The organism is Flavobacterium sp., from assembly GCF_025352425.1.
Lineage (GTDB): Bacteria > Bacteroidota > Bacteroidia > Flavobacteriales > Flavobacteriaceae > Flavobacterium.
In genome coordinates this window covers 1-21,712 of sequence record NZ_JANXTI010000018.1, presented here as the reverse complement: position 1 = coordinate 21,712, position 21,712 = coordinate 1, and the positions used below count along the sequence as shown (strand labels likewise).

Sequence of the window (21,712 nt, the reverse complement as noted above, 5' to 3'; positions counted from 1 at the left end):
CTTCTAAAACTCTTAAATAATTTTTAACTATATTTGACATGAATATTGGTTTGTTTTGCGACTTCAAGATACTGAATTTCAGTATCTTGACCAATATTTAATCAATTTATTTTTACTTTAAATAATTACACCCAACGGGTTGTTAATTACTATTTCGGTTACTAAAAAATAAAGGGTATAAAAACTTAACTTTGCGTGCTTAAAATTTTAATCATGTCTGATACCATCGAAAAAATAAAATGCTTAATTATAGGTTCGGGGCCTGCGGGTTATACCGCTGCTATTTATGCCGCCAGGGCTAATATGTTCCCCGTTTTATACCAGGGAACACAACCCGGAGGGCAATTAACAACCACCAATGAAGTAGAAAACTGGCCCGGAAACCCGGAAGGTATTACCGGTCCGGAAATGATGATTAATATTCAGGAACAAGCGAAACGTTTTGGAACCGATGTCCGTGATGGATGGGCGACCAAAGTTGATTTTTCGGGTAGTGTTCATAAAGTTTGGATTAACGATACCAAGGAAATCCATGCCGAAACGGTGATTATTTCAACGGGGGCTTCGGCTAAGTATTTAGGGATTTCTTCTGAGCAGCATTATCTGCAAATGGGCGGGGGAGTTTCTGCCTGTGCGGTGTGTGATGGTTTCTTTTATAGAAATCAGGAAGTGGTAATTGTTGGTGCGGGAGATTCAGCTTGTGAAGAAGCACACTATTTATCAAAGCTTTGTAAAAAAGTTACGATGTTGGTGAGAAGTGAGAAATTCAGGGCTTCGAAAATAATGGAAGCGCGCGTCCGCAAAACAGAAAATATTACCATATTAATGAACCATGATACGGTTGAGGTTTTAGGTGACGGGCAAGTGGTGACAGCAGTGAAAGCAAAAAATAAAACAACCGATGAAATTTTTGATATTCCTGCAACAGGGTTCTTTGTTGCCATTGGCCACAAGCCAAACACTGATATTTTTGCCGACTATTTGAATTTGGATGAAACAGGTTATATCATTAACGAACCGGGAACTTCCAAAACCAATGTAAATGGCGTTTTTGTTGGTGGTGATGCTGCCGATCATGTTTACCGTCAGGCGGTGACTGCTGCGGGAACGGGCTGTATGGCGGCTTTGGATGCGGAACGTTATCTGGCTGCGAAAGAATAATTACGAATTACGCTCATTAAATATCTATTAAAAAATCCCGCCTTTTTTGAGACGGGATTTTTTTATTTTGAGGTTTTTTTTCTGAGTATGGCACTATCTGCTAAGTGTTTGATTTCGATTTTTATGGGTTCGCCATACAATTCTATCTCGCCATTTCCCGAAGCATCAAGGGTAGCAATGTTACTGATGCCGATGCTGCTTTTGGCATAACCGCTAACTTCCACCAAAGCGTTCTTTGCTGTTAGCTTTTTACCTGTAAAGTCTGTGTTGTTATCCAAACGCAGTTTTAAATCTAAAATATCCCCTTCAACATCGGCAGAGGATTTCTGATACATGTCAAATCTCATTTCGCCGGAAGAGATAAGCGCTTTTACATACGCACTCTTGCTTACGTCAACGGCTGTTTTTTCCGATTTTAAATTGAGTTCCACTTTTGATTTATCGTTAGCCATCAACGTGAAGTTTTTGGTTTTAGCATTCAAAAACAATTTAGAATAGTCATAACTCTTAAAGGTTACATTATCTAAAACCACATCAGATAAAGCAGTCACATTGGTTTCATCTTTGGCAATGAGCATGTTGAACTTGTCGTTGTATGTCAAACGCACGCTCAATTTTTTATAACTCGATATATCTTTGGATGTGGAAATCCTGAGGTTTTTACCAGTTAACTTATATTCGACAAATTCTATCAGATTGTCATCTGCCTCAATTTCGATACCACAATCATCACCTTTAATCAAAAATATTTCCAGGTTGTCCTCCACTTCAAGCGATTCAAAGTCGCCAACTTGTTTTTGTTCAAGCTTAACAATTTTGGAGCCTTTTACTTTTTCTTTCTTTTGTGCAAAGGTCAGAACAGTCAGTAAAAGGAAACTTAGTGTAATTATTTTTTTCATGAATGTACAATCTATGTTGTGCCAAAAATAGAAAATAAAACATCCCAATTATCATTGCGATGTTTTATTAACTTATTCTTTGGAAACACTTCCGCCGGAACTCTCTTCCTTCACAACAGTTTTGGGAGAACTGCTGTAATCGATTGAGCCTCCGCTGGATGCTTTCGCATTTAAACTCACTATTGGATTTACATCCGTTGAACTGCCGCTTGATGATTCGGAAACGACCTCATTCACTAATAATCCACGGGCGTCAATTTCACTTCCGCTTGAAGAATGAGTTGTAAGTTTTAGTGCTTTCCCTTTTACTGTCAGGCTGCCACCGCTACTTGTTTCACATTTCACATTATCAAATTCAAGGTTTAAATCAGCTTCACTTCCGCTGCTGGCTTTTACCTCAATATCGGTTCCGCTAAATGTATTTTTGGTAGTGACAGATGCACCGCTGGTTGTTGTAAGCGTCATAAGTGAAGGCAGTTTTACACGAATGTTTTTTGCAGTAGCTTCATCTATATTTTCATCTGAAGTGATGAAAAGCGTTCCGTTTTCAACTTTGGTAGTAATATGTTCCTGCAAGTTCTGATCGGCTTCCACTTCAACAAAATAAGTATCGGCTTGTTCCAATGTTACATTTAAACCGCGACTTACATCTACTTTTGAAAAGTTACCTTCAACGTTACGTTTTTCGGTTATTACTTTACCGTTTCCGTCAAGGCCTTCACCCCAACTAATATTTGTGTGGCATGAGCTGAATAATACTGCTGCTATGGTTGCGGCAATTATTTTTGTGCAGAATACAATGAACTTTACCATGTTTAGTTAGTTTTAATTATTACTCCGTTTTTATCCTGTGTTAGTCTACCTTTTTCCTCAGATTTTGCCGGCTTTGAAGTTTCATTCACGATTACACTTTGCCCGTTAACTTTAACAGTAGTTGTTACAACGCTGTCAGCCTCTTTAGTATTAGTCTGAATATTGATATCATCAGCATTGTCAACATCATTATATTCATTTTCATCGGCTGGGCAATTCAAACATTTTACCTGTGAATTTCCCACTTTATATATATAGTCTTTTGAACTAAAGTGCAAATTGAAAAATTCGTTGTCGGTTCTGTCATAATTTTGAACCGTTTCGTCAGCTTTGAACAAAGTTCCTTTTGGTAAGTACAGGAACAATGCTACTTCTTGGCCTCTGAATTTATTGGCAACATCAGTCAATAAATAATTGTCTAAAATTAATTGATTTCCTTCAATTTTATAGCCGTATTTTATTTTTTCTGCTCTGGTTCTGGCTTCTGCGGCTGATTTTCCAACGGCCAATCTTTCAATTTGGATGTAAGGTAATGCCTCTTCCGTTTTCATAACTTCGATAGTCACATTATTAGAATAGATTATTTCATTGTTTTTCTCGTCTTGCGTTAATGTAAAATCGGTATTATGGTAATTATCTTTTGAATAAAAGTCATTGTTTTTAAATTTCACAAACAACGTATCTGTTGGCGCTATATTGATTGTTTCTTTTTTAACTGATTTTCCATCAAAAGCTATTTGTGTGGCTTCGTTTATTCCTAATGAAATTAAGATTCCAACCGCAATAACCCAGATTCCAAGCAAGCTGTATTTTGCAATGTTGCCAATTGATTTTAAGTTGGTTACCAATAGTTTTAATCCAAGTATTAAGAAAAAGAACATTGGTATTCCAAATGCTAAAAGAAAGAGTATTCCCTGCACCCAGATCGGTGTTTCCAGACCAATTGGTGTACTGATATGATTTAATATGTAATTATCGGGCATTGACGAAGAGAACATCAATATTATTGAAGCAATGCAAATTCCGAGTAAAGCAAGCGAGGAAAAAACGACAATGATAGCGCCTAATATTTTCGCAAATACTTTGAATACATTCATCAAGACATCACCAAGTCCGTTAGCTACTTTAGTAGCACCGGCTTTTGCTTCATTTCCCATTTTATCATAATCGGCACTTTTAAACTTGTTAGCTACGCTGTCAAATTCTTCTCTTACTTTTTTTTCGATATTGGAAATGGTAACAGGTTCGCCCGTCATTTCTAATTTTTCGCTTGTAGTTATTGCCTTTGGCATTGCTATCCAAAGAATAATGTAAGCTATAAAACCTGTTCCGAATCCGAAGAACAATATCAGGAATAATATTTTTACCCATACGGCATCAACTCCGAAATAGTGCCCTAAACCTGTACAAACACCGGCAATGGTTCCTCTGTCTTTATCGCGATACAGTTTTCTTGATTTTGTATACGAATAAGATGATTCCGGAGCTTTGTTGTCTGAATCGTCGTCAATTCTGTAATCTTCAGGCTGACCCATTACTACAATTACTTCATCAACATCTTTGTTATTGATTACGTGTTTGTCGCTTTTTTGTTTCTCTGTAAGTAGCTCAGCCACACGCATTTCAATATCTTTCATGATTTCATCCTGACCGGAAGAATTAGAAAGCGAGCGTTTTATTGCCTCGAAATATCGAGTTAATTTTTGGTATGCATCTTCATCAATGTGAAAAATTAAACCACCTATATTAATATTTACTGTTTTGTTCATGATTTCTTTGATTTTTTAGTTGTGATGATGTTTACGGCATCCGACAGTTCGGTCCATGTGCCATTTAATTCAGTTAAAAATGTTTTCCCTATTTCTGTCAAACCGTAATATTTTCTTGGTGGTCCAGAAGTTGATTCTTCCCAACGGTAGTTGAGTAAACCGTCATTTTTTAATCTTGTCAATAGCGGATAAACAGTTCCTTCTACTACAAGCAATTTAGCGCTTTTTAAAGTGTCTAAAATTTCAGAAGTGTATGCTTCCTTGTCTCTTAAAACCGATAAGATACAAAATTCTAAAACACCTTTACGCATCTGGGCTTTTGTGTTCTCAATATTCATAATACATGATTTAATTTTTTTTGATTACTACTGTTCGTTTTTTGATGATGGTTGAAACGGGTTGATTTTGATTGAATTGATGATTATATTATTTAAAAAATGGAATACTAAATGGATACTTATATTCTTCTCCGTTTGATGTTTTCACTGCTGCGAGAATTATTAATATAAATTCTACAGCCTTTAGGAAGACAAATAAGAATACGGCAGCAATTCCGATTAATGCTACACCGTTAAAATGTGTCATTCTGAAATGATTAAAAACAAAATTATCATCATGAAACCAGGCGTCTACAGGAACGTTTTGAAAAATCGTATAAATAAATATTGGTATGGCGATTAAACATAACACAACACTATATATAAAGATACTTAACTGAAAATTCAAGACTTGTTTTCCGTTATAATCAATAAATTCGGATTCTCCTTTTTTTGAACTCCAGATAACAATCGGAAAAATATAATTCCCAAACGGAATCATATATTGTGTCAAAGCACTAAGATGTAGAACTGTAGCAATGTTTTTGTCATTAGTTGATGTCATGATTTTGTTTTTTGATTGATGAGTGAAACCCTTTTGGTTTAATACTATAGATAGACCATTAATTTCTTATACAAAGATACAATCAAAAAAAGATACTATGCAATACAAAGTACTAATATTTAACAAAAAATTAACATCTAAAACAAATGTATTATGATTGTATTTTATTGTATTTTTACTGTAATAACAAGTGCTTATGGAATATTCGCCTTCAAAACTAAACACCTTTTTATTTTTAAAATTACCGTCTGCTTTTTGGAGTGGCGTAAGAGTAAAGTTTATTTCAAAGGAGCAATGTGTAGTAACAGTCAAACATCGATGGTTCAATCAAAACCCATTTAAATCCATGTATTTTGCGGTTCAGTCCATGGCGGCTGAATTGACAACCGGCGCCTTGGTAATGACTAAAATTAAAGACACCGGCAGGAATATATCGATGTTAGTAGCCAATAATAATAGCAACTTTTCTAAAAAAGCGACAGGAAAAATTACTTTCACCTGCAATGATGGGTATTTAATAGAAGAAGCTATCCAAAAGACAATTGCGACAGGTGAAGGGCAAACCCTTTGGATGAAATCTATTGGGAAAAACGAAAATGGAGAGCAAGTCTCCGAAATGAATTTCGAATGGAGTATTAAATTAAAGGCCACAAAAAGTTAATCCCGATATAATTAGGTTTTATTTATGATGGGTTAATTGTAACTTTGAAAAAACACTTCAACATGACGGTTTTAATTACAGGCGCAACAGGTTTAATAGGGAGTAAGTTAGTAAAAGCACTGCTCGCAAAAAATCATACAATACATTATTTGACTACTTCTGTTTTAAAGATTGAAAGCACACCTAACTATCATGGCTTTTACTGGAATCCGGAACAAGGAAAAATCGATGAGAATTGTATTTATGGAGTCGACGTTATCGTTCATTTGGCTGGTGCCAATATTGCTAAACGATGGACAAATAGCTATAAACAAGAGATTATTGAAAGCAGGGTTTTGTCGAGTGAACTTCTTTTTAATTTGGTAAAAAAAAGTAAAAGTAAGATTAAGCAATTCATTTCTGCTTCCGGAACAGCTATATATCCTGAAAGTTTTGTTACAGCCGTTGATGAAACTACCAAAATCACAGAAGACAGTTTCCTGTCTAACGTGGTCAAAAAATGGGAGGATAGCGCTAACCGTTTTCAGGTTTTAGATATAAAAGTCTGCAAACTAAGAACTGGCATTGTACTTTCTAATGATGGCGGCGCTTTACCTGAAATGGTGAAACCCATAAAAATTGGTTTTGGTGCAGCAATGGGAAATGGCAAACAAATTCAGTCCTGGATACATATTAGTGATTTGGTTGCAATGTATTGTTTTGCGATAGAAAACCAATTGGAAAGTGTTTATAATGCGGTAACGCCAAAACCAATAAGCAATCAGGAGCTCACCACCGTCATTGCAAAAACGCTAAAAAAACCTCTTTTTCTACCGAATATTCCACAATTTATAATGGAGTTACTCCTTGGTCAAATGAGCTATCTGCTTTTTTCGAGTAAGAATGTTAGTTCATATAAAATTAGGCAAGCGGGTTTTCAATTTAAATTTCCAGAGATAAGCCTTGCCATTGCTGATTTATATCAATAAAAAAAGTGCTGTTTTTCAACAGCACTTTTTTTACTATAAAGATTCTTGAATTAATAATTTTTTACAGTGATAAACCAACCTTGATTGAACGCTTATCGCATTTAACTAAAGCAAATTTACTTTAAACGAAATCGTAATAGTCTTAAAATTTTATTAAAGTTTTATTAAAATTCCGCATTTATTTTCAGGATTAAAATCTTTTTCTCGGACAAAACGGTGTGACAATTTGACATTTTTAAAGAATTGGCAGTACTTTTGCTTTCCAAAAAGTCATCTTATAAAATGAAAAATATTTTTAAAAATAAAAATTCAATGAATACGGGAAATACAGAAAAAGCCACAATTACTGATGAAAATACATCAGAAAACATTGCAAACGAAATTGAATCTGCGACTGAATTGACGGTTGAAGAAAAACTACAGGAAGATTTAGCGAATGAAAAAGATAAATTCCTCCGCCTTTTTGCTGAGTTCGAAAACTTCAAAAGAAGAACCGCTAAAGAACGTATCGATTTATTTAAAACTGCTAATGAAGAGGTATTACAAGCCATGTTGCCAGTCTTGGATGATTTTGACAGAGCGATGGTTGAGATTTCTAAATCTGAAGATGATGTTTTGCTGAAAGGTGTTGAATTAATTCATGAAAAACTGAAAAATACACTTGTTTCGAAAGGATTGGAACAAGTTGAAGTAAGAGCAGGAGATGCTTTTAATGCTGACCATGCCGAAGCCATTACTCAGATTCCCGCTCCTTCAAAAGATTTAAAGGGAAAAATTGTTGACGTAATTGAAAAAGGATACAAACTTGGAGACAAAATAATTCGTTTTCCAAAAGTGGTTATTGGTCAATAATTGGCGTTTAAATTTCTATATATATTATGAGCAAAAAAGATTTTTACGAAATACTAGGTGTTTCAAAAGGCGCTTCTCCTGAGGAAATTAAAAAAGCGTACCGAAAGAAAGCCATTGAATTTCACCCTGATAAAAATCCGGGTGATAAACAAGCCGAAGAAAATTTCAAAACTGCTGCCGAAGCTTATGAAGTATTAAGCGATGCTGATAAAAAAGCAAAGTACGATCAATACGGACATGCAGCTTTTGATGGTGCAGGAAGTTACGGAGGTGGACACCATATGAATATGGATGATATCTTCAGCCAGTTTGGTGATATTTTCGGAAGTGCTTTTGGCGGAGGCGGATTTAGCGGTTTTGGTGGAAATTCTGGTGGTCAACGCAGAGTAAAAGGAAGTAATCTTCGCATCAAAGTAAAATTGACTTTAGAAGAAATTGCCAATGGCGTTGAGAAAAAAGTAAAAGTAAAACGAAAAATTCAGGCTCCCGGTGTAAAATATAAAACCTGCTCCACCTGCAACGGACAAGGTCAGGTTTTGAGAGTTACCAACACCATTTTGGGTAGGATGCAATCGGCTACAACCTGCAATGTTTGCGGCGGATCGGGACAAACTATAGAAAGCAAGCCTTCGAATGCTGATGCTTATGGAATGCTATTGGAAGACGAAACAGTATCTATCAAAATTCCTGCAGGTGTTGTTGACGGAATGCAGTTGAAGGTTTCCTCCAAAGGAAATGGTGCTCCAGGAAATGGTGTTCCCGGGGATTTAATTGTTGCTATAGAGGAATTGGAACATGAATTTTTAAAACGTGAAGGTGAAAATCTTCATTATGATTTATATGTTAGTTTCGGGGAAGCCGCCCTTGGTGTTTCAAAAGATATAGAAGCCATTAACGGTAAGGTAAGAATTAAACTAGAAGAAGGTATTCAATCCGGAAAAATTTTGAGATTAAAAGGGAAGGGAATTCCGAGCCTGAATAATTATGGAAATGGGGATTTATTAGTGCACATTAATGTATGGACTCCAAAAATCCTTAGCAAAGAGCAACGACAGTTTTTTGAAAAAGCACTGACCGATGACAACTTTATTCCACATCCGGAAAAAGGAGATAAATCTTTTTTTGAAAAAGTAAAGGATATGTTTTCGTAGTTAAAAAAATATTTTTATATTTGGTTGTTACTTGGAAACAAGTAATTTCTTTTTCATAGCAATTTTTCCCATCCTTTTGTAAAAATCAGGGTGGGTTTTTTGTAACAAACCCATTCATCTCACTACTTATTGCGTACTTTTACCAAAATCAAAATCAAGCATGAGCAATATTCTTGAAGTCAAAAATGTAGTTAAACAATATGGCGATTATACTGCGCTCAACGAAGTTTCCCTTACCATACCGAAAGGCAGCATTTATGGACTTTTAGGCCCAAATGGTGCCGGAAAAACTTCTCTAATCCGAATTATAAATCAAATCACCTTACCCGATAATGGTGAGATACTTTTAGATGGCGAAAAGCTAAAGCCGGAGCATGTGGCCGTAATTGGTTATATGCCCGAAGAAAGAGGTTTGTATAAAACCATGAAAGTAGGTGAGCAGTGTTTGTATTTGGCTCAACTCAAAGGATTGTCAAAACATGAGGCAAAGCAGCAATTGGATTATTGGTTTGACCGTTTGGAAATTCAAGGTTGGGGGGACAAAAAAATTCAGGAACTTTCCAAAGGAATGGCTCAGAAAATCCAATTTGTTGTGACTGTTTTGCACAAACCAAAATTGCTTATTCTCGATGAACCTTTTTCCGGTTTTGATCCGGTAAATGCCAATTTGATTAAAGACGAAATTATCGAGCTGAACAAACAGGGAACTTCGGTAATCTTTTCGACACACCGAATGGAAAGTGTAGAGGAAATGTGTGATTATATTGCCTTAATCCATAAATCAAATAAGCTTATTGAAGGAAAACTAAGTGATGTAAAAAAGCAATTCAGAACCAACAATTATGAAGTTGGGATTCTGAGTGACAACATTGAAGGCTTGATGTATGATTTGTCACAAAAATTCACCTTGTCACAAACTGATTTTAAATCGTTGAATGATGAATTGAAATTAGAAATTAATCTCGGAAAAGCTACTCCAAATGATTTACTGAATACTTTAGTTCAAAGAGGACAAGTAACTCATTTTGTAGAAAAAATTCCAAGTATGAATGATATTTTTATCCAAACTGTAAGCGAGAAATAATGAGTAAAATACTTCTTATCATAAAAAGGGAATTTATCGCCAAAGTGCGCAATAAATCATTCATTGTCATGACTTTTTTAAGTCCGTTACTTTTTGTTGGAATTGGTGTTTTTGTTGGTTATCTGAGCACGATGAAAGCCGATTTAAAAACCATCGCCATTCATGATGAAACAGGAAAATTTGTAAACGAATTCAAAAACGATCAGGAATACAACTATGTTGATTTATCCACAGTCGATTTAAAAACACTCAAGGACAGCATTGTCAGTGAAAGCTATGAAGGACTTTTAATCATACCGAAAGCGGAAGACAATGCCCAACTTCAAAAAGGAATTCAGTATGTTTCCAATGATAGTCCGGGTGTTGGCTTTATCAGCGATTTAGAAGATGTTGTTGCCAAAAAAATAACATCCGAAAATTTCCAGAAAGCTGGTTTGGATACATTGGAGATTAAAAAAGCCAAAGCTGATGTTTCAATCAATTTAGAAAAAGCATCGGGAGAACAATCGTTCAAGGGCTCGAGTACAGTAAAGATAGCTGTTGGCGGCGCATTTGGTTACCTGATTATGATGTTTATTGTATTATATGGTAATATGGTAATGCGAAGTGTAATCGAGGAGAAAACTTCCCGAATAATTGAAGTTATCATTTCATCGGTAAAGCCTTTCCAGTTGATGATGGGAAAAATTATCGGAACATCATTGGCCGGAGTATTACAGTTTATAATCTGGGCAATTTTAGGTTTGAGTGCTATGTTTGTTTTGTCAACTATGTTTGGAATCCATATGGGTGGTGCCGGAGTTCAGGGTCAGGCGATGGCAGCGGCCCAAAATACCTCTGCCAGTGATGCGCAAATGTATTTTAGAGAATTATTGAAACTCCCAATTGCAACAATCCTTATTTCTTTTATCATTTACTTTATTGGCGGTTATTTTTTATACAGTTCTTTTTACGCTTCAATTGGTGCAGCTGTCGACAATGAAACTGATTCACAGCAGTTCCTATTGCCAATCATAATGCCTTTGATACTGGGAGTTTACATCGGTTTCTTTACCGTAATGAACGATCCGCACGGAACGGTTGCTACAGTTTTTTCTATGATTCCGTTAACATCACCAATAGTTATGATGATGCGAATTCCTTTTGGCGTTCCTGTGTGGCAGATTATTGTTTCAATGCTAATCTTGTTCGGAACTTTCCTTGGTGTGGTTTGGTTTGCTGCCAAAATTTACCGTGTTGGTATTTTAATGTATGGCAAAAAACCAACCTGGAGAGAACTTATTAAATGGCTTAGATATTAAAACGGATAACCAATTGCCAAATTAAACAGCAGATTCTCTTTTCGCCAAGAACCGCTTCCAAAGTTAACCTGATCAATTACCCAGCGATGTCCGTCGGGCAAATAAGGTTTTCTGATGGGAAACGCTAAGTCTGTTCTAAGTACTAAAAAACTGAAGTCAAATCGCAGTCCGAAACCCACGCCCACAGCAATTTCTTTCATGAAGTCTTTGGTAAATTGGGAACCGGGTTTGTTTTCGTCTTTGTTCAAAAGCCAGATGTTCCCAGCATCCATAAACAACGCGCCCTTTATGAATTTGTAAATATCGGTTCGGTATTCAGTATTAAATTCTAATTTGACATCTCCGGATTGGTCAGGGATGAATTCACTTTGTTCCGTTGACGCGTCATATGTTCCGGGACCTAATGTTCGTGAACGAAAGGCACGCAAACTGTTGGTTCCGCCAATAAAAAATTGCTTGCTAAACGGCATTTCCCCGGAATTGCCATACGCAAAGCCGGTACCTACTATAATTCTACTTTTTATAAGCGACGATCTGTTGATATTGTAGGTGTGTTTGAACTCGTTTTGGAGTTTTACAAACTGACTAAATGGAATACCCAAAATCCTGATTGTGTCACCTTTTTTGACATTCGCGCCTGAGGTTAAGCCGACGATATTTCCCGATAAATCAATGCCGCCTTTGTAATAGAAAGTATTTTTCTTTCTTTTATTCATTTCATTGGTATAGGTATAATTATAAGTTGGGCCAAAAATCAACTGCTCTTCAATCACATGTTTTAAGGAAGGATTTAATGCTACCTGTTCTTTATATAAGTCGGTTATATTTTCCGGCTTTGCATAAGTGATTTCCGTTATATTCAATAGATGTTCCTTTCGGACATTTTCCTTCCAGGCGTAACCAAAGGAGCCTTTAAAAGTTTGAATGGAATACAGTTTCATTCGATTTTGAAACTCGTAGCCCATTGTTGCATTTGTCCTAGGAACATATCCACTGGCAGACCTAAGTTTAAAGGGCGAAATGAACCTTGGCCAAACCAAACTGGCTTCGCCACCAAAACGGAAAACATTGAAGCCATTATTCTTCCCGCCCAGCTGTACTTCCATTCCACCAAAGGCGGTAAGTGTGAGTAATTCAGCACCATGAAAGGTATTTCGGTTACTCCAGTTAATCTTTAATTCGCCACCTGTATAATTGGCAGAGTTAGTTTTTCCTAGTACTTCAACACGTATGGATTTTCGTGGTAATGGAGTCAGGTAATAGTAAGCGTCTAAATAATTTCCAATCGTGTCCGAAGGCTTAAACTGATTTTTCACAAACTTGAATGTTCCCAGGTTCACTAATCGGTTTAAAGATAAATTATGGTCTTTTCTACTGTATAAATCTTCTTTTTTAAAATATAACGTCCTATCCCAAATACGGGGTTTAAACAACCCGTCATTTCCAATAATCGTTATGTCTTTATATTTTTCTGACTTAGTGAGCGAGTCCTGATTTAGCGCATAATTGGGATAAAGGACAATCTTGTTAATTTTAAAAGGAGTTTTTGCCATCACCGGAGCTTCATCTTTTACCTTTACCTTTACCTTTAAGTCGACTTTATATTTCCCAACTGTACTATCTACCTGAACTTTTATATAATCGGCATTAAAGTAATAAAAGCCTTTTTCTTTTAGACGTGTGTCAATCCGTTCCCTTTCTAATTTAATAACCTCAAGACTATAGGGATCACCTACTCTCAATAAACTTTTATTGTCTATTCCGCCAATAGCTTTTCCCACTGCGGATGAATCTATCGGGAATTCTACCGATTTGATTTTATATTGTTTCCCCGGTGTTACTTTGTATTCCGCACTTGCTTTTTTGCCATGCCTTGTCGAATCGGAACTCGTTTGGGTATTGAAATAGCCATTGTTTTCGGAGAAATTCTGAAGTAGGCTTCGGTTGTATTCTAAATCTACCTGGCTAAATAAAACCGGTGCTTCGCCAAGTTTGTATTTAAGCCAATGCCGGAATCCTTTTTCTTTTTTCACTTCTCCCGCTTTATTGTAGAAAAATAATTTGTAACGTAATCCCAAAAACTTTTTGTTTGGAACCGGACGCGGAATTTCATTTAACATTGTTTGTAATAATTTGCGTTGTTTCGAAGTGGTGTTAGTGTCTTTTGTCACTTTTACTTTAGCGCCAGTATACAACAGTTCACCTTCGGGTAAATATTTTGTATTGCTGCATGAGGTTGCAAATAATACAAGAAATACTATGTATAATTTCTTAATCATTGGATTTAGTTTTACTCCGTTCCGCTTCGCCTCGAGTCTTTTTCGCTTTTTTTGGTTTGGTGTCTTTTTTCAAATGAAATAATTCACTGAATTTATTGTAGTCTAATGTGATAATGAATCCAACTCCAGTTTCAATAACCTGACCCTGCAAAGCCACTTGGTAAAGGTTTTTTCTGTAGGCACGTACTTTGTACCGTCCGTCTTTCGAGATTTGATATTCTGCTGCAAGATCACCGGCAATGGTATTGGCTTCTTTATTTTTTTGTTCCGGACCTTCAATTCCAAAGCTGCTTCCAACGGTCACTTTTAATCGGTCGTTTAATAGTTTTTTCGAAAGTCCCACATTCAAATCGGTTTTGTTTGCTTTTTGACCTGTAGTATAGTCTTCGGAGGCATCCAAATCAAAATCTACCTCGAAACCTTTTATCAAATCACCAGCAAAATTATTTAATTGCTGCGACAGTATTTTACTCACGCTTTCCCGAGCTAAGATGGAAGCTGTAGTACCGCCGCTTTCGCTGGAAAAAGGATCTTCGCCAATAAACCTATTCAGCAAAAGCAATGCAAACACCTGTTTGTTTAAATCATCCGGCTCTTGTCGTAACTGCGCCAATTTAGCTTGCGTTTTAGTAATGATTTCGCTGGATACCGAATTGTTTCCTTCCGGCAGAATGATGTCAAAAGTAATGGATGGCTTTAATAAATCGCCTCTCATTTTTAGCTCTGTTTCAAACGGAATTCTTTGTTTGTAGGTATTGCGCTCTTCCGGTGTAAGTGTTGATAATTGGTTGTTCAGTAAATCAATCGGAGCGGTTTCAATTCGGTACACCGCAGTAATATTGATGTCCGCAGTGGTTGGTTCGCCAGTCCAGAGAATATAACTTCCTTTTTTGATGTCAAATTTTCTTTTCACGAGGTTGAAACTCATTTCATAGCTTCCTTCCACTAGCTCATAACGTCCTATTAATGTCGTTTTTCCTGAAGGATCAATACCGCCTGTAAGTTGTGCTTCGCCTTTTAATCTGAGGAAATCGCCATTTCCTTTGTCGATAATCAATGACATTTCAGCGTCCTTATCGATTTCAATATTCACCGATGCGTTGAGTCCTCTTATTTCGGTGTCGGCCGTAGGCTCTGCAAGTTTAAGTGTAAATAACCGAGGCTGGTCTTGGTCAATAAACTCAACGATTCCTTCACGGTCGGCCAGAGATGGATCGTCTTGTGGCAACACTATGGTAAATTTGGTGTCTTCATTGATTTTCATATTCCCCTCAACATACGGGCTTTCCATCGTACCTCTTACCAGCAAATGATTGTCTAAATATAATTGGCCATAAAAAGTATCATTGTCTTTTGCCGATGAATTTACGGCTTTGAAATTATCAGCGTCAACCGTTAAATCAAATCCTAAATTGGCATAATTCTGATTGTTGATTTTCCCGTTAATTGTTAAATCATTATTTTTTTCGTCATAAATCGTAAAATTATCAAGTAGGATGGCATTGTCAGTAAAAGCAATCTTATCGTTTATGGATTTGAATTTGGCATTCAGTTTTATAGCCTTAAATCCGATGTCGTGGAATGATAAATTACCAATCAGCTTAGGATTATTCGTGTTGCCGCTGACTTTAAATCTTCCGGTAAAATAGCCGGTACCATCTGTAATATTTTCCATAGAAAACCCCTGGACACTTTTTAGGTTCAGTTTTGGAATATCCAAATCCATATCCAATGCACTGTCGCTCGCCCGATAAGTTCCGTTTAGATTCAACTGATTGTCCAGTCCGGTAAGTTCAATTCTGGCGGTATAAGTATTGGCAGTATAATTATCGACATTTATATTGATTATTCCGACCGCTTCTTTTTTGAACGTGAAATTATCTATCGTCGCATCTGCCGTGAAAAGCACTTTTGACATCAGGTCTTTAAATACTGCTTTTCCATTAATGTTTCCTTCCATATCAATATTTTTCATCTGAACAATATTGGTAAGGGTTTCTATTTTGAAATCTTTAAATTCAACGGCCAATGGTGGATTGGAACCTTGAGACAAGGACTGAAGACTAATGCTGCTTTTGTCGTTACTCAACACGAAATTTTCAAAATAGAGTGCTTTGTTGCCAAAACGAATTTTATTGTCCTCGGAAATATTCCAGGGATCATAATTCAACATTAATTTGGCAAGGTCAAACGAAATTTCATCACCGCCGTTTTTAGATTTTAATTTTCCTGCGATAAGATAACGGTCTTTATTTTTAAAGTCTTTTACAAGCAAGGTATAATCAACAATATCATTTGCCGCTTGTCCCACAATACTAGTATGATGAAGCTGGAATTCGGTATCCCGGATTTCGTCAACACTAAAACTATAAAGCAACGCTTTGTCTTTTGTATCCACTTTCAGCTTGGCATTTGTAATTACGTTTGTACCGTAAACTATTTTTGGGATAGAACCGTTTACAATTATAGTATCATTGACCGAATTATATCTTCCGGTAATTAAGATTGGTTCAATATTTTTCAGGGTAGGGAGCATATTCAGAAGAACACGAGAGGGTTTAACGTTTACTTTAAACGCTAATTGTTGGTTGCTGTAAGGAACGTTTTTGGAAGTTGATTTTAAGTTGTAGTAATTTGAAATGCTGTTTTTTACAGAGTTGGCTAAGGTTGTCAATCTATATTTCCCTATAGCCTCAGCATCCAAAAATTGAGAGTTCAGTACAATTGAATTTTTTTCCGGTGTGGAAACAGCAACCAGATTGATAGAATCTATTGGGTATTGTTCTTTTTCATTGGCAATAATCAAATGATGAACGCTCGCATTTCCGTTAAGGTAATCGAGATTAGCGGATTGAATATCCGCATCCAAAACGCCTTTTAGTTTTAACGGCCCGGCGTGGAGGTTGAGTTTGTCTAAATCTGCAATGTCAACATTAAGGTGTAGTGTTCCTTTAGGATATTTGTCCTTAAAGCTTCCGCTGGAAACCAAGTCAAATTGTAAATTTGGATCTTTTGTAAAAGCTTTGACATCAAAGAGGCTATGATTTATTTTTCCATCGGCTACCACATTTTGATAGGTGTAATGATTATAAGTAGCTTTAACTATTGCCGCGCTTGCCACAGCAGTCGCGGTTTTCGGATTAAAACCACTTCCTTTTATGGCTGTTCTTAAAGTCATTCTTCCAATGGAATCGTTTTTTAAAAACCGACCCAAATCAAAATTGTCAAGTGTTGCATCAAGATTGTATGTTTCCCGATCCTTAACCCTTCGGTCTAAAGTTCCTTTTATTTTGGCGTTTCCGGCACTTGTTGCGAAAAGCATATTGGTAGCGAAATTCTTTATGGTTCCCTTAAATGTACCTCTGGCAGCTAGTTGCTCTGGCAATTGGATATTATTTGGAATGGAATTTTTTGGTATGAAACTATAGAAATCCTTTGCATTCGATTTAAAGTTTTTGATATTCAAATCATAATACGCTTTCTCCGAATCAGGCAAACCTATAATCCTTCCACTGGCATTTACTGTTGTATTCCGAAAACCGGTAAGCTGAAGATTCGGTATATATAGGTTGCTCACTTTCCCTGAAATCGTGCTGTTTACATGGATAACCGCATTTTGATTTGAATTGAAAAGATCGGTTTCATATAGCTGTGGAGCAACAAGCAAAAGATCTTTGAATGCAATGGTGCTTTGATTGAAATGCGCATTGATAATAAGCGCCTCCGGATGATCTGCGAGCGATTCAATTGACGGATAACCAATGCTGATTTCGTTTCGTAACGTTGTTTGAGACGTTTTTAAATATAAATCTTTAAAATACGCCGATTTTGGACCATAATAAAAGTTGGTTTTTAACGCCTCAACCTTTAAACCTTTTCTCTCTTCCCCTTTCATTGCGTTGATTTTTCCGGTAATTTCCTCGGAATTGTAAGCAAAATTATTTGCGTCAACGCTCAGGTTTGTTAGGTCTAAATGTTGGTAATCCATGCCTCTTCGGACTGGGTCCGAATTATTATTGTTATAAATAAAGTTCACTCTTTTAAAGGCAACTTCATTCGATTTTACTTTCCAATCATTTGATTCAGACGAAGAAGATTTGTCGTCTGCTTTTTTACCAAGATTCAAAGCCAAGGTTGCATTTGAAAGTTCTATTCGGTTTAAATCTATTGTAGTATGCTTAAAATCAAACAATTTTACTTTTGCCAGGAGTTTGTCAAAATCCATTGCCATAGCCACTTTAGAGTTCTCATCTTCATAAGTTCCTTTAATTTTAGTCAAATCAAGGATTCCTAATTTAAGTTTTAAATCCGGACTTTTTGTTTTTTGGGATTTCGAATTTTTCGAAACTTCGACCACTCCCTGTTTGTAGGAAAACAGCAATCCATCCATGGTAAACTGCGGAATCTCGAAATTCATTTTTATTAAGTCGAATGTGGTAATTCGGGTTTTCAGGTAATTTACCCGAAGTTGAAAATCATTATTGTTATACACGTCATTAAATCGGATTCTAATGTTTTTTAGCTCAATTTTATCGAGCGAAAAGGCCATCGGAGGTGAATTGTCATTTTGTTTTTCGGGCGACTTAAAGGCTTCGGCGATGTAATCAAAACTGAATTTATTTTCCTTGTTCCTGTTGATGTTGGCAACGATATCCTCTAATTCAATCGAAGTAATTTCTATTTTGTTATTAAACAATCCATACATATTCAGGTTTGCGGATATTTTTTTACCAGCTAAAAGCGTATCCTTTTCCTGATCCTGAAAATAGACGCCTTCGAGAATTACATCATTTGGAAAACCGATTTGAATTTTATCAACAACAACCTTTGTCTTAAGTTTCTCTTCGAGATAGGTAACAGCTTTGTCTTTGGAATACTGTTGAACGGCGGGAATTTGAACGGCAATAAAAAGCACAAGGACTAATCCTATAACTGAAAGCATTACCCAAAGGATAATCCTTAAGCCTTTTGTGAAGTACTTTTTCAATTCAAGAAATAAAATTTAATGTAATAGGCTTGCTTTTGATGCTGCTTTAACGTTTTATCTATTTCAAAGATGAAATTTTATTACGTAAAACCTTTATATAATTAATTTAAAAAGTTACAAGATTGCTAAGTAAGTTCGGTAATATAAATTTAAAGTAAGCAAAAGATGTTGATTTTTAGACTGTTAATTAACAATCGGCCATATTTACAGCTACAGCCAGGCCTCCTTCGGAAGTTTCCTTGTATTTAGAATTCATGTCTTTAGCGGTTTTCCACATGGTTTCAATTACTTTATCCAATGGAACTTTTGCATTTTTAGCATCGGTTTCCATGGCTAATTCTGCTGCATTGATAGCTTTGATAGCGCCCATGGTATTTCGTTCAATACACGGAATCTGAACCAAACCACCAATTGGATCACACGTCATCCCAAGATGGTGTTCCATCGCGATTTCGGCAGCCATCAATACCTGTTCAGGAGTTCCACCCATAACTTCAACTAAAGCAGCAGCAGCCATTGCGGAAGAAACTCCAATTTCAGCCTGACATCCACCCATAGCTGCAGAAATGGTAGAGCCTTTTTTGAATATGCTTCCTATTTCTCCTGCTACCATCAGGAATTGCTTGATTTCTTTTTCACCTGCCTGATGGTTTTCTATGGTCAAATAATACATCAAAACGGATGGAATTACTCCGGCACTTCCGTTCGTCGGAGCGGTTACGACTCTTCCTAAAGCAGCATTTACTTCATTGACAGCCAAGGCAAAACAGGAAACCCATTTAAGTATCTGTCGAAACTTAACTTCGGTTTTTCGGATTGAATCCATCCATTCCTGAGGCGTAGTATAATTGGCTAAACCAATCAATCCCTGATGCATATCAAAAGCACGTCTTCTTACGTTTAAACCTCCCGGCAAAACACCTTCTGAATGGCAACCAATGTACATGCATTCTAACATTGTATGCCAAATTCGCATTAATTCGTGGTGAATTTCTGCTTCAGGACGCATGGATTTTTCATTTTCATACACAATTTCAGAAATCGATTTGTTTTGGGCAATCGTATATTGAAGCAATTCTTCAGCGTTTTGAATTGGAAAGGGAAACGCACATTTGATTTCCATTTTCTTTATGGCATTCACACGTTCTTCCTTTACGACGAATCCACCACCAATAGAGTAGAAGGTCGAAACATATTCAGTATCATCAAGTAAATAGGCAGTAAAAGTCAGACCATTGGCATGAAAAGGAAGGAAGTTTTTATTGAAAATAATGTCTTGCAGAAAGTAAAACGGAATGGTGATTTGGTTACCTAAATTGATTTCGTTTTTATCCTCAATATTTTTAATGATTCCCGCAATATCCTGTACCGGAATATATTCGGGATCTTGTCCACTCAAGCCAAGCATAATCGCCAAATCGGTAGCGTGACCTTTTCCCGTTAAGGAAAGCGAACCGTATAGATCAACTTTGACGCGTGTTACTTTTTGGAGTATATTCTCTGATTGTAATTCGGATAAAAAGCGTTCTGCAGCGCGCCATGGACCAAGTGTGTGCGAACTTGACGGCCCAACACCAATTTTGAGCATATCAAAAACAGAGATGCATTCTTCCATTATACCATATCGATTTAGTTAAGCAAATATAGCTATTTACAGCTTAAGATTTATTGGAAATAAAAATCTAATGCAGGGATGCAATTCCAAAATAAATCTAAATAAAACCTTACTAAACCAGCAAAAATCAAAGAAATATGATGTCTAAAGATTGAATTGGCCTATTCTTAATAACTGTTTGATACTTTTGGAAAAACTACCACAATGTTTATTAAAAGAATACCCTGCGTTTTACTTTTAACGCTACTGCAATTATCGTTAGGCTATAGCCAGCAAACTTCCAAAGAAGAAAATTATACAATCGTTTATGGAAATTCATCCATTTCCATTCAATTTGACAAGGATAAAGACCATCCTGTAATACTAAATGTTACTGATGTTACAACTGGTAGGGAAGTCGATTTTTTTCCGGAAGCAAAAACCTCCAATACATTTTCTTTAAATAATTTATATCCTTCAGAAATAGTAGAAGTTGAATACTTTTATCTTAATGATGCAGACAGTATTCATCGTGGTTTTATTGCCAATACTTCACTTTCTACGGGTACGATAAACGTTTATTTTAATCATCAGGTTGATACCAGTTATGCACAGATTCAGAATGCTGTTAACCTGGGCAATACACTGGATGATATGTTGATTAGTTATATAAATGCCTGCACTACTACGGTGGATATTGCGATTTATAATTCGTATTCGCCCAATGCTTTTACAGGAATTGCGGGTGCTATAAATGCTGCTTATGCACGAGGTGTGCAGGTGAGGGTTATTTATGATGGAAGTACCAGTAGTGCAATGGTACCGTTGTTAAATGCGGCAATACCGAGATTAGCAAGTCCCAATGACGTTGCTTATGGAATTATGCACAATAAGTTTGTGATATTTGACGCTAATGCCGCCGATGCCAATAAGCCACTTGTTTGGACGGGTTCAACAAATTGGACAACCAGTCAAATTGACGGACCAGATAGGAATACCGCAATCGTAATCCAAGACCAAGCGTTAGCGTTAGGATATAAAATCGAGTTTGAAGAAATGTGGGGTTCCAACACCATGACACCTAATGCGGCTTTGTCGAAATTTGGTCCCGATAAAATCAATAATACGCCACATACTTACAATATTGGAGGTAAGATTGTGAACAGTTATTTTAGTCCGAGTGATGGTGCCAATTCCAGAATTATTGCCTCAATAAATTCTGCTAATTCCGATATTGATGTTGCGACAATGGTACTTACAAGAAGTGATGTTGCGAATGCTTTGATTAATAAATATAACGGCGGACTGACA

Annotated in this window: 16 protein-coding genes; 8 read left to right on the top strand and 8 right to left on the bottom strand. The window is 36.4% G+C overall.

Features of this window, described 5'->3' with window-relative positions; genetic code table 11:
- Positions 1-213: 213 nt before the first annotated feature.
- Positions 214-1,161, top strand: a complete 948-nt coding sequence (gene trxB, locus Q0Q99_RS02200; protein WP_293890779.1) for a thioredoxin-disulfide reductase — start codon at positions 214-216, stop codon at positions 1,159-1,161.
- 62 nt (positions 1,162-1,223) lie between these two features.
- Here the strand turns inward: trxB and Q0Q99_RS02195 are convergent, their stop codons facing one another.
- The 5 genes from Q0Q99_RS02195 to Q0Q99_RS02175 form a co-directional block, all read right to left on the bottom strand.
- Positions 1,224-2,060, bottom strand: coding sequence for a DUF2807 domain-containing protein (locus tag Q0Q99_RS02195; RefSeq protein ID WP_293890776.1), 837 nt, complete (start codon positions 2,058-2,060; stop codon positions 1,224-1,226).
- 72 nt (positions 2,061-2,132) lie between these two features.
- Complete coding sequence (locus Q0Q99_RS02190) at positions 2,133-2,873, bottom strand: head GIN domain-containing protein (RefSeq protein WP_293890773.1); 741 nt, start codon at positions 2,871-2,873, stop codon at positions 2,133-2,135.
- Positions 2,874-2,875: 2 nt separating this feature from the next.
- Complete coding sequence (locus tag Q0Q99_RS02185; RefSeq protein ID WP_293890771.1) at positions 2,876-4,642, bottom strand: PspC domain-containing protein; 1,767 nt, start codon at positions 4,640-4,642, stop codon at positions 2,876-2,878.
- On the bottom strand, positions 4,639-4,980 hold the full coding sequence (locus Q0Q99_RS02180) for a PadR family transcriptional regulator (protein WP_293890768.1): 342 nt from the start codon (positions 4,978-4,980) through the stop codon (positions 4,639-4,641). The genes Q0Q99_RS02185 and Q0Q99_RS02180 overlap by 4 nt, the downstream gene beginning before the upstream one ends.
- 88 nt (positions 4,981-5,068) lie before the next feature.
- Positions 5,069-5,524, bottom strand: a complete 456-nt coding sequence (locus Q0Q99_RS02175) for a DUF4870 domain-containing protein (protein ID WP_293890765.1) — start codon at positions 5,522-5,524, stop codon at positions 5,069-5,071.
- A 196-nt stretch (positions 5,525-5,720) separates the two neighbouring features.
- Here Q0Q99_RS02175 and Q0Q99_RS02170 point away from each other — a divergent pair, with 196 nt between their 5' ends.
- The 6 genes from Q0Q99_RS02170 (at position 5,721) to Q0Q99_RS02145 (ending at position 11,541) form a co-directional block, all read left to right on the top strand.
- The gene (locus Q0Q99_RS02170) at positions 5,721-6,185 is read left to right on the top strand and encodes a DUF4442 domain-containing protein (RefSeq protein ID WP_293890762.1); all 465 of its coding nucleotides are present in this window, start codon (positions 5,721-5,723) and stop codon (positions 6,183-6,185) included.
- Positions 6,186-6,247: 62 nt separating this feature from the next.
- Positions 6,248-7,153: a TIGR01777 family oxidoreductase gene (locus Q0Q99_RS02165; RefSeq protein ID WP_293890759.1), complete on the top strand. Its 906-nt coding sequence runs from the start codon at positions 6,248-6,250 to the stop codon at positions 7,151-7,153.
- Between the two features lie 282 nt (positions 7,154-7,435).
- Positions 7,436-8,005 (top strand): nucleotide exchange factor GrpE, encoded by a 570-nt coding sequence (locus Q0Q99_RS02160; protein ID WP_293890756.1) that lies wholly within the window; start codon positions 7,436-7,438, stop codon positions 8,003-8,005.
- 26 nt (positions 8,006-8,031) lie between these two features.
- Positions 8,032-9,156, top strand: coding sequence for a molecular chaperone DnaJ (gene dnaJ / locus Q0Q99_RS02155; protein WP_293890753.1), 1,125 nt, complete (start codon positions 8,032-8,034; stop codon positions 9,154-9,156).
- A gap of 160 nt (positions 9,157-9,316) precedes the next feature.
- Positions 9,317-10,240, top strand: coding sequence for an ABC transporter ATP-binding protein (locus Q0Q99_RS02150; RefSeq protein ID WP_293890750.1), 924 nt, complete (start codon positions 9,317-9,319; stop codon positions 10,238-10,240).
- Positions 10,240-11,541: an ABC transporter permease gene (locus tag Q0Q99_RS02145; RefSeq protein WP_293890747.1), complete on the top strand. Its 1,302-nt coding sequence runs from the start codon at positions 10,240-10,242 to the stop codon at positions 11,539-11,541. Before Q0Q99_RS02150 ends, Q0Q99_RS02145 begins: the two co-directional genes overlap by 1 nt.
- Here Q0Q99_RS02145 and Q0Q99_RS02140 read toward each other — a convergent pair.
- The 3 genes from Q0Q99_RS02140 to Q0Q99_RS02130 form a co-directional block, all read right to left on the bottom strand.
- Positions 11,538-13,820 (bottom strand): BamA/TamA family outer membrane protein, encoded by a 2,283-nt coding sequence (locus Q0Q99_RS02140; protein WP_293890744.1) that lies wholly within the window; start codon positions 13,818-13,820, stop codon positions 11,538-11,540. The genes Q0Q99_RS02145 and Q0Q99_RS02140 overlap by 4 nt on opposite strands.
- A complete protein-coding gene (locus Q0Q99_RS02135) occupies positions 13,813-18,807 on the bottom strand; it encodes a translocation/assembly module TamB (protein ID WP_293890741.1) in 4,995 nt (1,664 codons plus the stop codon). Before Q0Q99_RS02135 ends, Q0Q99_RS02140 begins: the two co-directional genes overlap by 8 nt.
- Before the next feature lie 187 nt (positions 18,808-18,994).
- A complete protein-coding gene (locus Q0Q99_RS02130) occupies positions 18,995-20,422 on the bottom strand; it encodes an L-serine ammonia-lyase (protein WP_293890738.1) in 1,428 nt (475 codons plus the stop codon).
- Positions 20,423-20,626: 204 nt separating this feature from the next.
- On the opposite strand from Q0Q99_RS02130, the gene Q0Q99_RS02125 reads away from it, so the two are divergent.
- On the top strand, positions 20,627-21,712 hold a 1,086-nt coding region (locus Q0Q99_RS02125), incomplete at its 3' end, for a phosphatidylserine/phosphatidylglycerophosphate/cardiolipin synthase family protein (protein WP_293890735.1).